This window comes from Paenibacillus sp. Y280 (assembly GCF_056786335.1).
This window is the reverse complement of the sequence record NZ_JBXCIW010000027.1, coordinates 21,108-34,692: the sequence shown is the minus strand read 5'-3', so window position 1 is coordinate 34,692 and position 13,585 is coordinate 21,108. Positions and strand designations below refer to the sequence as shown.

The 13,585-nt window shown below is 50.5% G+C and carries 12 protein-coding genes; all 12 read left to right on the top strand.

Annotated features, from left to right (window positions below):
* Window positions 1-28 precede the first annotated feature (28 nt).
* The 12 genes from AC1TPC_RS23735 to AC1TPC_RS23680 all read left to right on the top strand — a co-directional run bounded on the left by AC1TPC_RS23735 (window position 29) and on the right by AC1TPC_RS23680 (window position 13,226).
* Complete coding sequence (locus AC1TPC_RS23735) at window positions 29-757, top strand: uracil-DNA glycosylase family protein (RefSeq protein WP_482069231.1); 729 nt, start codon at window positions 29-31, stop codon at window positions 755-757.
* 28 nt (window positions 758-785) lie between these two features.
* Window positions 786-1,574, top strand: coding sequence for an SGNH/GDSL hydrolase family protein (locus tag AC1TPC_RS23730; protein WP_482069230.1), 789 nt, complete (start codon window positions 786-788; stop codon window positions 1,572-1,574).
* Complete coding sequence (locus AC1TPC_RS23725; RefSeq protein WP_482069229.1) at window positions 1,571-2,482, top strand: ABC transporter ATP-binding protein; 912 nt, start codon at window positions 1,571-1,573, stop codon at window positions 2,480-2,482. The genes AC1TPC_RS23730 and AC1TPC_RS23725 overlap by 4 nt, the downstream gene beginning before the upstream one ends.
* Window positions 2,475-3,446 carry an ABC transporter permease gene (locus AC1TPC_RS23720; RefSeq protein WP_482069228.1) on the top strand — a complete coding sequence of 324 codons (972 nt, stop codon included), beginning with the start codon at window positions 2,475-2,477 and terminating at the stop codon, window positions 3,444-3,446. The genes AC1TPC_RS23725 and AC1TPC_RS23720 overlap by 8 nt, the downstream gene beginning before the upstream one ends.
* Window positions 3,447-3,524: 78 nt before the next feature.
* Window positions 3,525-3,872 carry a hypothetical protein gene (locus AC1TPC_RS23715; protein ID WP_482069227.1) on the top strand — a complete coding sequence of 116 codons (348 nt, stop codon included), beginning with the start codon at window positions 3,525-3,527 and terminating at the stop codon, window positions 3,870-3,872.
* Window positions 3,873-4,945: 1,073 nt separating this feature from the next.
* Window positions 4,946-6,331, top strand: a complete 1,386-nt coding sequence (locus AC1TPC_RS23710) for a family 4 glycosyl hydrolase (protein WP_482069226.1) — start codon at window positions 4,946-4,948, stop codon at window positions 6,329-6,331.
* Window positions 6,328-7,332, top strand: a complete 1,005-nt coding sequence (locus tag AC1TPC_RS23705; RefSeq protein WP_482069225.1) for an aldo/keto reductase — start codon at window positions 6,328-6,330, stop codon at window positions 7,330-7,332. Before AC1TPC_RS23710 ends, AC1TPC_RS23705 begins: the two co-directional genes overlap by 4 nt.
* The gene (locus AC1TPC_RS23700) at window positions 7,329-7,694 is read left to right on the top strand and encodes a cupin domain-containing protein (RefSeq protein ID WP_482069224.1); all 366 of its coding nucleotides are present in this window, start codon (window positions 7,329-7,331) and stop codon (window positions 7,692-7,694) included. The genes AC1TPC_RS23705 and AC1TPC_RS23700 overlap by 4 nt, the downstream gene beginning before the upstream one ends.
* Window positions 7,695-7,706: 12 nt before the next feature.
* Complete coding sequence (locus AC1TPC_RS23695) at window positions 7,707-9,512, top strand: glycoside hydrolase family 36 protein (RefSeq protein WP_482069223.1); 1,806 nt, start codon at window positions 7,707-7,709, stop codon at window positions 9,510-9,512.
* Window positions 9,513-9,614: 102 nt separating this feature from the next.
* Window positions 9,615-10,571 (top strand): ABC transporter permease, encoded by a 957-nt coding sequence (locus AC1TPC_RS23690; protein WP_482069222.1) that lies wholly within the window; start codon window positions 9,615-9,617, stop codon window positions 10,569-10,571.
* Window positions 10,572-10,601: 30 nt separating this feature from the next.
* Window positions 10,602-11,471, top strand: a complete 870-nt coding sequence (locus AC1TPC_RS23685; RefSeq protein ID WP_482069221.1) for a carbohydrate ABC transporter permease — start codon at window positions 10,602-10,604, stop codon at window positions 11,469-11,471.
* 156 nt (window positions 11,472-11,627) lie between these two features.
* Window positions 11,628-13,226 carry a type 2 periplasmic-binding domain-containing protein gene (locus AC1TPC_RS23680; RefSeq protein WP_482069220.1) on the top strand — a complete coding sequence of 533 codons (1,599 nt, stop codon included), beginning with the start codon at window positions 11,628-11,630 and terminating at the stop codon, window positions 13,224-13,226.
* Window positions 13,227-13,585: the final 359 nt, after the last annotated feature.

Here is a 13,585-nt window from a genome sequence, read left to right as displayed (position 1 = left end):
CAGGCGTGGGGCAAAGGGGCGGATAAGCATGACTCAAATTGAAAAATACAAAGCGTACATCATGTCGCTTCCGCCTGGAAGCTTGTCCAAGGAGCAGCTGTTCGTGGAAGAACTGCTCCTGCAAGAGCATCAGGATATGTCCATTTATTACGTGCCGTACGAGTATGTGAACGAGCATGCTAAAGTGATGATCATTGGCATTACGCCGGGCTTCACCCAGATGGAGGTTGCGATTCGTTGCGCGCGCGAGGATCTGCTGGGGGGAGTGCCGATCGATCAAATCGATCGGAGGGCGAAGAAGCTCGCCAGCTTCGCGGGCTCGATGAGAAAAAATTTGATCGAGATGCTGGATCAAATCGAGCTGCCTGCTGCCATTGGGCTTGCTGGCAGCGCGTCCTTATTTGAAGAGCATAGTGATCTGCTTCATACGACCTCCGCTATTCGCTATCCTGTGTTCGTGCATGGCAAAAACTATACGGGTCATAGCCCGCCTATATTAAAATCGGAGATGCTGTACCGCTATGCGGAAGGCATTCTGCTTCCGGAATTGCTGGCGGTGAAGGATTCGCTGATCATTCCGCTTGGCAAGTCGGTTTCAGAGGTGGTACAAGCCTTTGTGGATAAAGGCTTGGTCAGCAACGAGCGCTGCTTGTTCGATATGCCGCATCCTTCAGGAGCGAACGGCCACCGGAAAAAACAATTTGAGCTTAACAGGTCTAATATGCAGCAGCAGGTCTGGAAATGGTTCAGCCGCTAAAGGCTGCGACAGAGAGGAGTGATACGTGATGCACAGCAAACAGGTTCGCTTCATTACTGCCTTCGCCTTCCTTGCCTGTCTCTTATGGCTATTTGGATTAGGCTGGTCGGTTAAGGATTACTTGCTCGGATCCAAATCCGCGGCATCTTTACCGTCCGCATCGGAGCAGACGCTCATTCCATCTGACGAGCTGAAAATCGTCGCTCTGGGGGATTCGTTAACGAGAGGCACCGGCGATATCGAGGGTAAAGGCTACGTAGGCTATGTGAGCGATCAGTTGAAGCAGGACGGCATGGAAATCTCCTTAATTAATTTAGGCATTAAGGGACTTGTTTCGTCGCAGCTGGCGGAGCAAATGAAGGAGAAGGAGATCAAGCGTCAAATTGGACAAGCTGATGTTATTCTGATGACGATTGGCGGCAATGACCTATTCCTTGGCGGACAGACGCTTTCGGATCTTTCCGAGGCCAGCATCAAGGGGCTGGAGGATGCGTATCTCTCCAACCTAAAAACGATTATATCGGGCATTCGGGCAGTGAATGAGGAAGCGGCCATTTACTTGTTAGGTCTTTACAATCCGTTCAGCGAGCTGCAAAACGGAGAGCTGATGTCGAGCGTCGTAAGAGACTGGAACGCCAAAACGGCGGAGACGCTGGCGCAGTTTAGCAAGGCTGTATTCATACCAACCTATGATCTGTTTCAGCAGAATACAAGCAGCTATTTGTTTACGGACCATTTTCACCCGAATGAAAAAGGGTACCGGTTGATGGCAGAGCGGGCAGCCGCATTGATTGCCGGAGCAGGAGGACAACGATGAGCGACATTACATTATCGGTTCAAGGACTTCGAAAGGTGATCGGCAGGCGCACGATTATTAAGGATTTAAGCTTCGAGCTAAAGCGCGGCGAGGTATTTGGCTTCTTGGGGCCAAATGGGGCAGGCAAAACGACAACGATCCGAATGCTGGTTGGTTTGATAAGGCCGACCTCGGGCACGATTCATATTTGCGGGCTGGACATATCGAAGCATTTTACAAAGGCAATGAGGCATTTGGGCTGTATCGTCGAAAATCCAGAGCTGTATCCGTTCTTAAGCGGAATGGATAATCTTCGCCATTTTGCCGTTATGATTAACGGCATTTCGCAGGAGCGGATCGATGAGGTCGTCCGTTTGGTCGGCATGCAGGATCGAATATACGATAAAGTGAGCACATATTCGCTTGGCATGCGGCAGCGGCTCGGCATAGCGCAGGCGCTGCTAGGCAAGCCGGATGTCCTGATCCTGGATGAGCCTACGAATGGACTTGATCCGTCCGGAATTCGGGAAATGCGCGCTTTTATTCGTTTTTTGGCGGAGGAAGAGGGATTAACGGTGCTTGTCTCCAGCCACTTGCTGCATGAAATTCAGCTGATGTGCGACAGGGTAGCGATTATTACCAAAGGAGAAATCATCCGAGTTGATTCCGTAAACAACCTATTGTCTAGCGAAGAGAGGCTAGTGTGGCGACTGATGCCTCAAGCGTTAGGCTTGTCGATTTTGGAGGAGCTCACAGCTGTCATAAGCTCGGATGAGGATACAGTTACAACAGCCTACATAGAGCAGTCGGTGGGGGAGTGGAACCGCAGGCTCGTGGAAGCGGGAGTAAGCGTGCTGGAGATGAATCGAAGGCTGCCGGCGCTCGAAGACTTATTCCTTGAGCTGACAGGAGGCGAATCGATTGATTAATCTCGTTCAAAATGAAATGACGAAGCTGATCGGCAAACGCCGATTTATCATTATTTCAATTATTATCGTCGTCCTGCTCTCCATGTTCTCGTATGCGCAGGTGAAACAGTCAGAGTCGACAAGGGAGCGATTGGGCACGGTCGATTGGCGCGCCGAGCTGCAGCAGCAAATCGTCGATATGCAGAACAGGCTGAGCAGCGCAGGGCAATGGCGCGAGCAAATTCAGATTCAGTTCAAGCAATCGCAATACTATTTGGATCATGACGTCAATCCTTCCGAGCCGGGAGCGCCAACCTTTATTAGAGGGTTCGTTCAAAATTCAGCAGAGCTGTTTCTGCCGCTCTTGGTCATGATCATCGCGGTTGATCTTGTCTCATCGGAGCGGAGCATGGGAACGATTAAGCTGCTGCTTACAAGGCCGGTGAGCCGCTTTAACATTTTGCTCAGCAAATATATCGCCCTTATTTTATCCGTTTCGCTCGTCATCTTTCTGTTCGGCTCGCTATCCTACTTCATCTCTGCGATTATGTTCGGCAACGCGGGCTGGTCGGCCCCCGTATTGACCGGCTTCTCCACGCATGGAGGCGAGCTCGACATTTCGGGCGTCCGCCTCGTATCGCAGTGGCAGTATATCATTCAGCAATTTGGACTCGCGTGGTTTATTTCATTGGTCGTAGGAACTTTATCCTTCATGCTGTCCATCCTGATGAGAAGCAGCGCTGCGGGTATGGGAACGATGCTCGCCTGCCTGATTTCGGGGGCGATTTTAAGCAATATGGTATCGTCATGGGATTCGGCCAAATATTTGTTTATGGTCAATCTTGGATTGATGGACTACATCAGCGGATCGGCTCCGCCAATCGAGGGAATGACGCTGGGCTTCTCGCTTGCGGTGCTTGCAGCATGGATGGTCGGCTCGCTGCTCGTCTCGTTTGCGGTGTTTATGAGGAAGGATATCTATTAATCGGCGCGAGGTTCGAACGTCTTGTCTTAAAATCAATCCCTCTGCATATGCATGTAGTAGAAGAGGAGCGTGATGGCCATGGACAAGACTGTGCGAAGATATTATCAGCAAAAGCAAAAGCAAAAAGAGATAGAGCAGGAGTTATCCGAGCTGCGCAGTGAAATTATGACTTATTTTACAGAGCAGGGCGTTAATGAATTGGAGATTGGAAGCCACAAGGTCAAAATTGTCGTGCAGGAGCGCAAAGAGTATGACGACACCAAGCTATTCGAGGCGCTGCCGGACCCGGAGCTGTGGCGGCTGTTATCGAAGCCTGATGCTTCCAAAATTACGAGCCTGGTCAAGCTGAATGTCATTTCGGAGGAAAAGCTGAAGGATACCTTCTCCACGAAGACGGTAAAGCTGCTTCAGGTGGACAAAAAGTAAGCAAGGGCAGAGCTTCTATGCGCGGTGTTGTGCGTGGAAGCTCTATTTGTTGGGCGAGGATGTACGAACAATGGTGTAGAGAGATAAAGAAGGGGGCTGTCCCAAAAATGTTCGCTCGGAATGGGAACACACCGATTAATAAGCGAAGGGAACTCTTAACCCACTGCTAGGTGGGGACGAGGTCCTTTTTTTATTCCAATCATTCAATATAAAGTGGAGCATAAAGGCTTTTTCGCTTATTCTAGCGCTCATTGTTCTAATTCATAAGTTAGAAATAAAAAGAAGCCCCAAATTATTTCATTTTTGTGGAATTAGCAGGAAGAGCTCCTTCTATTTTCCTCTTGAGATGACAGATCGATCTTTTAGCTGGAAAAACTCCTGTTAATCGGCTCATTTTCACCGAAAAAGGGTCAAAAGCGAGAAATTAACGGGAGAAAATCCATTTAAACCTGACTTTCGCTCAAAAACACTTGAAATAACGGGAGTTTTTCCCGTTAATGCTGACACTAGAGGTCGCAGCCCCATTCCCAGCACATCAATCGCAAGTGCAGCTGCATAATAGGGTTAAGACGGGAGAGTGAATCGTATAACCAGCATCCTCAACCGTTTTTCTTGATTGTAATAAAGAATTAAAGTGAAGCAATAGGCAATAGGTCACTAAGGCCGCGTGAAACCCTTCAAGAAGGATCAGCGTCAATACCTTTCCCGGCTCACGAAAGGAACTGGCTTGAAAGTGTATTCGGGCAGATAAAGAATAATCGGATTCCGCCGATTCCTGCTTCGTGGCTTGCCAAAAGTAAGCTCGCCCATAAGCTCATGAAGCAAGCAACCATAGACCAGAATAGAAAAATAGCGGTACAGGAATAGCCTCCTGTACCGCTATTTTTCATGGTTTTCCAACATTGCCGTTCAAAGCGAACGATCTCTCCAGTGAGCTTACTATTTTTGAGACAGCCGCTTTTGCTGTTCCCGCAGTAAAAAACGACAACTGAGCCAAAGTTTTTCCATACCGCAGTCTATATTTGAAATCTATACTGAGGTGGAATCGTTAGCTGAAGGAGGAACAAAGCGGCATGCGGTATGCAAACGGCAAGGTGAGTGAGATTCAAATTGCTTATATCGGCGGCGGGTCGATGTATTGGGCCAAAAACTTGATCGCGGATCTGGCGCTGGAGGAGCAGCTGTCGGGTACGATCCGATTATATGATTTGGATTATAGCAAAGCGAAAAATAACGAGAAGCTCGGAAACTCGGTATCTTCTTATGAGGATGCGAAATCGAAATGGAAATACGAAGCGTACGAGACGCTGAAGGAAGCTTTGACAGGAGCGGATTTTGTTTTTATCTCAATTCTTCCCGGCACTTTCGCAGAGATGGCAGTCGACGTCCATGAGCCGGAGAAATATGGCATTTATCAGCCCGTCGGCGATACGACGGGGCCGGGTGGACTGATCCGGGCGCTGCGAACGATACCGATGTATGTGGAATTCGCGGAAGCGATCGAGCGCCATGCGCCGGATGCTTGGGTATTCAACTACACGAATCCGATGACGCTGTGTACGCGAACGCTGTTTGAGGTGTTTCCCAAAATCAAGGCGTTTGGCTGCTGCCACGAAATATTCGGAACGCAAGGTCTGTTGATCCGGATGCTGCAAAATATGGAAGGCATAGAAGGCGTGCAGCGCGATGATATTCAGGTCAACGTGCTGGGCATTAACCATTTTACATGGATTGATAAAGCGACCTACCGAAATGTTGATCTGTTCCCCTTGTATAGACAGTTTGTTGACAAATATTACGAAGAAGGCTTCGAGACGAGCAAAAACGGTTGGCGGACGAATACATATACTGCAGCGAACCGCGTGAAGTTTGATTTGTTCCGCAGATACGGACTGATCGCAGCTGCAGGCGACCGACATCTTGCCGAGTTTATGCCGCCGTGGTACGTGAAGGATAAGGAGACGGTTGCTTCATGGATGTTCGGTCTCACTACAGTGCCTAGTCGCGCCCTGAAAAACGAAGCTGCAGCCGCGTATTACGCGAGGCTGATCAGCGGCGAGGAGAAACTGCCGCTTAAGGCGTCCGGCGAGGAAGAGGTTCGCCAGCTAAAGGGGCTGCTTGGCCTTCAGCCATTTGTCACCAATGTGAATTTGCCGAACGTCGGTCAAATGAAGGGCATTCCGCTTGGAGCGGTCGTGGAGACGAATGCCGCGTTCTCCGGCAACAGCCTGCTTCCCGTACAGGCAGGCGAGCTGCCTGTGGAAGTGAATGCGCTTGTACTTCGGCATGTGATGAATCAAGAAACCATTCTGAAAGCAGCGCTTAACCGTGACAAGAGCTTGGCCTTCCATGCCTTTGTCAACGACCCGCTCGTTGCGATTGGCATTAACGAAGCGGAGCAGCTGTTCGATACGATGATGTTGCAAACCAAATCTTATTTGCAGGGGTGGAATCTATGACAACTTATTATGCTGCCGATAATCGCTACGAGACGATGACCTATAACCGATGTGGCAATAGCGGGCTGAAGCTGCCCGCCATCTCGCTTGGACTGTGGCATAATTTTGGCGGTATCGATGCGCTGGAGAACGGAAGGAAAATTTTGCACCGCGCTTTCGATCTCGGTATTACACACTTTGATCTCGCAAATAATTATGGTCCGCCACCAGGCTCGGCGGAGGAGACGTTCGGCAGCATTTGGAAACGCGACTTCGCCGGCTACCGTGACGAGATGATCGTCGCCACGAAGGCTGGATACACAATGTGGCCCGGTCCGTATGGCGAGCGCGGCTCTAGAAAAAGCATGCTTGCGAGCTTGGATCAGAGCCTAACGCGCATGAATATGGAATACGTCGATATTTTTTATTCGCACCGATTTGATGCGGAAACGCCGCTTGAGGAAACGATGGGCGCGCTCGATCAGGCGGTTCGCCAAGGGAAAGCGCTGTATGTGGGCATCTCCAATTATGGGCCTGAGCAGACCAAGCAAGCAGCAGCGATTCTTCGACGTCTAGGCACGCCTTGTCTCATTCATCAGTCGCACTATTCGATGTATGAGCGAAGATTGGAGCAAGGCTTGCAGGAAGCGCTGGAGCAGGAGGGCATTGGAACGATTGCTTATAGTCCGCTTGCAAGGGGGCTGCTGACCGATCGGTACTTGAAGGAAATCCCCGCAGATTCACGGGCGGCAGGAACGAGCACCTTCTTGAAGCGAGAGGACATAACGGAGGAGAAGCTGTCGAAGTCACGCGAGCTGAACAGGATGGCGGAGGAGCGCGGGCAGTCGCTCGCCCAGATGGCGGTTGCGTGGGTATTGCGGCAGGGCCGCGTCGCATCGGCTTTGATCGGAGTCAGCAAGGCAGAGCAGATCGACGATATCGCAAGCTCGCTAAGACAGCTTGATTTCAGCAATGAAGAATTGAACCAAATCGAGCGAATTCTGGGAGGTCAGGCGCAATGATCCGTGCGAGATTAAGCGAGCTGACAAAGAATGATCATTCTGCTGGACACTTTCTAGGTGACTTGCTGCCCGGCGCTTATCTGTCGTCAGGCGGACTTTCATTTGCTAAGCGCGGCGACCGCAGCCATACGAATGATGGTCCGGACGGCAGAGATTATCATGTTCATCGCGACCGGGAAGCGTTCATTATTTTGCAAGGAACAGGAACGATGGAAATTGATGGTCAGCATCATCCTGTTGCTGCTGGCGATATCATTATCGTCGAGCCGGGGGAGGATCATCATCTTTGTTCGAGCGAGGAGGACCCGATCGTTACGGTCTGGTGCCACGCCGGAGAGAATCGCCATCTCAATCAAACCTAGGAGGAATGCGGCTTGATTACGGTATCAACTAAAAAGCATCAATTTATGCTGGAGTGTGAAGGCGAGGAAAATGCGGATAACCGATTCCATATCTCCTTAACCTCGGAGAACAAGGGAGAAGGCATTGCGCTGATTCGGCTAATCATGAAGGCGGAGCGGGAGCTTAAGCCGCCAGCCTTGACGCTGCGCTGGCATCATCCGGCTGATGATATTCAAGTAAGCTGGCATCCTGCACAGGACCGGAACAAGAGCTTTAAGGCGGATTGGATGCGCAATCTGCGCGCTAATGCCGCTACGTCTGCTCCTGTATATTCGCTGTTCAATATAAACGGAAACAACCGGCTGACATTTGCCTTCTCGGACGCTCTGCATACGACCCTCTACGCTGGCGGCATTCGCGAGGAGACGGCGGAATTCCAGTGCAGCGTGCAGCTGTTCAAGGAGCCAACTGCGCCGCTTCAATACTACGAGGCAGCGTTGCTTGTGGACACAAGAGACATCCCTTATTACGAAAGTCTGAAGGAAGTGCAGCGCTGGTGGAGCGAGATGCCGGCCTTTAAGCCTGCCGTCGTGCCGGATGAAGCGAAACGTCCCATGTATTCGACTTGGTACAGCATGCATCAGAACGTAACAGCGGCGAGCGTTGAAGCGGAATGCGAGCTCGCCCGTTCACTCGGAATGGATGCTGTTATCGTAGACGATGGCTGGCAGACCGAGGATAATCGCAGAGGGTATGCTTATACAGGCGACTGGGAGCCCTGCGCAAGCAAATTTCCAGATATGGCCGAACATGTGCGTGCGGTACACGCGCTCGGCATGAAGTTCGTGCTCTGGTATGCCGTGCCTTACGTTGGCAAGCATAGCAACGCTTGGGATCGTTTCAAAGACAAACTTGTCCGCTATAACGAGAACAGCAATGCCGGTGTGCTTGATCCGCGGTATCCCGAGGTGCGGGAGTATATTATCAACACCTATGAGAATGCAGTGAGGGACTGGGACTTGGACGGCTTTAAGCTCGACTTCATCGATGCCTTCTATTCCCCTGAATTGCAGCAGCCGTCAATAGCGGAGGGCCGCGATTGCGAGTCTATTCCAGCAGCAGTCGACCGGCTTCTGACCGATTCTTTAACTCGGCTGAGGGCGATGAAGCCGGACATCATGGTTGAGTTTCGCCAGCCATACGTCGGTCCAGCCATGCGCAAATACGGCAATATGTTCCGCGCCTCCGACTGCCCGTACGACGGCATTCAGAACCGTGTCCGCACGCTTGACATCCGTCTTCTATGCGGCGATACCGCTGCTCATGCCGATATGGTGATGTGGCATCCAGAGGAGCCTGTGGAGAGTGCGGCGCTGCAGCTGGTCAATCTGCTGTTCTCCGTGCCGCAAATCTCGATGACGCTGCAGTCGCTGCCAGAAGAGCATCGACACATGCTGCGATATTGGCTCGGATTTTGGACGGAGCATCGGGATGTACTGCTGGATGGGGATCTGTCGCCTGCGAGTCCAGAGCTTCTCTATCCGGTTGTGCAGGCAGCCAAGGGAGGCAAAACGATCATTGCCACCTATCACGATACGATTATTGCGCTTGCAAGAACGCAGGAAGCTGGAGCGTCACAGGAGTGGATCATCGTGAACGGCAGGTTGAAGGAAGGGGTTTTCGCGGAGGTGGCGGATTCGCTTGGGAGCGCGAAAGTCATTATTAAAAATTGCTGCGGCAATGTCGTCAGCGAGCAGCTTATCGAGCTCGGGACGGGACTGCACAAGCTGTCGATTCCGCCGTCGGGAACTGCCGCGATTCGAATCGAATCGTCGTAAAAAAACACAAGTTGTCTCTAAGTTACACCATGGCTGCCCTCCTATTTCGCAGCTATGATGGTAGGGACAACAAACAATTGAACGAGGAAAGGGGAGGAGAGCATGGCTGGCAAGCTCGAAAGCTCCAACAGCACTACCTATCAATTCGCGACGCCGGATCAAAAGTGGAAGTTTGTGCGCAAGCATTGGCCGCTGTACGTGCTGTCGATTCCTGGCATCATATTTTTTCTATTATTCCGGTATGTACCCATGTTCGGATCGGTCATTGCATTTCAAGACTACAATATTTTTAAAGGCATCAAGGGCAGTGATTGGGTAGGTCTCGCCCACTTTAAGCGAATGTTCGAGTATGCGGAATTTTTGCCGATACTAAAAAATACGATTCTCATCGGTGTATACGATCTGTGCTTCGCGTTCCCGGTGCCGATCATTCTGGCGCTGCTGCTGAACGAGCTGCGTATCATGGCCTACAAGCGGATCGTTCAGACAGTCGTCTATATGCCTCACTTTTTGTCATGGGTCATCGTCGGAGGGATTGTGGTCGGCGTGTTGTCCCCGTCTACAGGTATCGTTAATTATATTCTGTCGCTGTTTGGCATCGACTCGATCTACTTCCTTGGCGAGAATTCCTATATCCGGACGATCCTAATTGGATCGGGCATTTGGAAGGACAGCGGCTGGGGGACGATCATCTATCTTGCCGCGATCGCAGGCATCAATCCCGACTTGTATGAAGCGGCACAGATGGATGGCGCAAGCCGCGTCCGGCAGGTTACCTCGATTACAGTTCCATGTATTTTGCCAACTATCGTCATTTTGTTTTTGCTGCAAATCGGCAACTTTCTGGACTTCGGCTTCGAGCGCGTCTTTGTGTTTTTGAATCCGTTGAACAGCGAAAATGGAGAGATCATCGATACGTATGTGTACCGAGCGGGTCTCGTCGACCGACAATACAGCTACACGACCGCTATCGGCTTGTTTAAGTCGGTCGTAGGACTCGCGCTCATCATGATTGGCAATAAATTCAGCAAGAAAGTAACCGGTGATGGGTTGTACTAATGCTATTGGAGAAATGAGGTGGAATTCGTTATGATCATGACAAGAGGTCAAAAAATATTCAACGCATTCAATATTGCCTTTCTTGGCATTATCGGATTAAGCATGGTGCTGCCGCTCATTCATATCGTTGCGCAGTCGCTTAGCGACGCGGTCGCAATCAACGCGGGCAAGGTCAGCTTCTGGCCGATTGGCTTCACGCTTAGCAGCTACAAGCTTATTCTGCAGGATCCGTCCATTTGGGCTGGCTTCCGCAACAGTGTCACTATTACCGTGTTCGGTACGTTAATTAATCTGATGATGACGGCGATGCTTGCTTACCCGCTGTCTCGCCCGGAATATCTATACCGCAAGGCAGTGCTTATCCTCGTCTTGTTCACACTCGTTTTCAGTGCGCCGCTTATTCCGAACTATCTATTGGTGAAGCAGCTGGGCTTGCTCGATACGCTGTGGGCATTGATGCTTCCGATGGCGATCAGCGCGTTCAATCTGTTTATTATGCGCTCGTTTTTCATGAATCTCCCGAACGAGCTTATTGATTCGGCGAAGATCGATGGCTGCGGAGAGTTTCGGACTTTTTGGAAAATCGTACTGCCGCTATCTAAGCCGGCAATGGCGACGATGGGAATCATTTACGCGGTCGCGCATTGGAATCGTTATGCAGATGCGGTATTCTATATCAGCGATCGGCGATGGATACCGCTGCAGGTGCGTTTAAGGGAAATCGTCTTTACCGATCAACTTGGACAATCGGATGTTACATCCGAGCTGCTGCTCATCGTATCACCCGAGGGAATTAAGATGGCGGTTATCGTTGTCGCGACACTTCCCATTATGATGGTCTATCCGTTTCTGCAGAAACATTTTATCCAAGGTATGCTGGTCGGCTCTATCAAATCGTAAAGGTTTGCTTGTTTCCTGGGTTTAATCAGACCACCATAGAAAAATACATGCAGGCTTAAATTATGACATACAGAATTATGGGAATTGTTTCTATAATTGCTCCATGCAGCACGAAAGCGCTTGCAAATAATAATTTTGAGAGAGCGGGGTTATTGTATGAAAAAATGGTTGGGCATGGGGCTTTCAATGCTTCTGGCAACAAGCCTGGTGGCTGGTTGCTCGGGGAACAAGCCGGCTGAGGAGAAGCCTGCAAATGAGCAAACGGATACTGGCGAGAAGCCGAAGACAGAAGAGGGCAAAAAAAATCCAACGAAATTCTCGTATCTGCTGCCAACGACGGTTAGTTCAGGCTACCACACACGGGTGCCGGATCTAAACAAGGATAAGTGGGTACTGAAGCTGGAGGAGCTAACGAATGTAGATCTTGACATCAAGGTCATGGAGGACGCGAAGTTTGGCGTCATGTTCGCAAGCAATGACATTCCAGATGTCGTGGGCAGTATTGGCGGCCCGGGCAGCAAGTCGATGTCGGGCTCCGTAGAGAGCGGAGTCTTCATGCCGCTGGACGATCTTCTTAAGGAGCACGCGCCGGACCTGATGAAGCTTGTACCACAGGCTGCATGGGAAACTGTTTCCTACAACGGCAAAATTTACGGCATACCTGAGTTTCTGAAGAGCCCTTCGCGTCGAGCCACGTACATCCGTACCGATCTGCTTGAGAAGACCGGCCTGAAGGCGCCAACAACAGTCGAGGAATTTCTGGAAGTGCTGCGCGCCTTCAAGAAGCTTGGGGTAGAGACGCCTTATCAGATGCGCGAAAACTTCAAGTACGCAGATATCATGCTAGGCGCTTATGACGTCCTGCCTTACAAGGACCAATTCGAGCTTGTCGACGGTCAGGTGGTGCCGAAGTTTTTTGACTCGGAGAACATGCAGAAGGCACTTCAAGCCTACAAGACGATGTATGAGGAAGGTCTTATTCCGAAGGAGTTCGCGACGATATCATCGACTGACTTCACGAAGAGCCTTGAAGCGGGCAAGCCGGGCATGTGGTCGCAGAACGCATCGGGTATGCCAGGTTACCGCACTACGGTAAAGCGTGCCGTACCGGAATCAAAAATTGACATTATTCCTTCACCGAAGGGACCTGAAGGCAAAGGCGGTTATTTCCTCTATTCGCCAGTCGTGCGTACGTTCTACATCAACAAAAACGTTGAGGAAGAGAGAGCAATCGAGATCGTGAAGTTCTTTAACTGGATGGTTTCGCCGCAAGCAGAGGAGTTCTTCACCTTTGGGATTGAGGGAGACACTTTTACGAAGGATGCAGCCGGTCTTGTTACTTACAAGTTCCCGGACAGCAAGGAGCTTCAAGAGGAAGAAAGCTGGAGAAGCGGCACGATGTGGGCAGTGCACGATGCCACATATAATAAGCTGAGACTAGCGCTTAATGAAGATGGCAAAGCAACACTTGCTGCATTCGATAATGTATTGTCTCAGGAAGGACTTTCGGGCATCGGCTTCTATCCGGAGCTGAGCACCTTCAGCAAGTATCCCGATCTAGCGGCACCGCAGCCGGATGTTGGACCGAAGCTGATCATCGACCACATGGTCAAAATGATCTATGGCAAGGAGCCGATCTCCGACTGGCCGAAAGTAATCGAGGAATACAAGGCGAAGGGCGGCGACGAGATTATTAAAGAGGCGACGGAGCGCTGGAACAACAAGCAGGGCGCCGTTATGATCGCTCAAGAATAATAGGGCGGCAGCTTTAGTAGAATTGGATTGGCTGAGCCAAGAGGGTATTGTTGAATAATATCTATTGAAAAAGCCTCCAAACCCACTGTGAAAGTGGAGTTGGAGGCTTTTTTTGTCAGCAGCTTTCCAAGTGGAGCGCAATGAGAAACATCGAAAGGCAGCTGTAAGCACGCATATGCTCTTACAGCCTACAAATCATGTTTGTCGGTGAGCAGTAAGCGCACATATGCGCTTACTGCATGGAATCGGCGTATGAGAACCGTCGAAAGGCAGCTTTAAGCACGCATATGTTCTTAAAGCCAACAAATTATGTGTTTTGGTGAGCAGTAAGCACATATATGCGCTTATTGCATGGAATC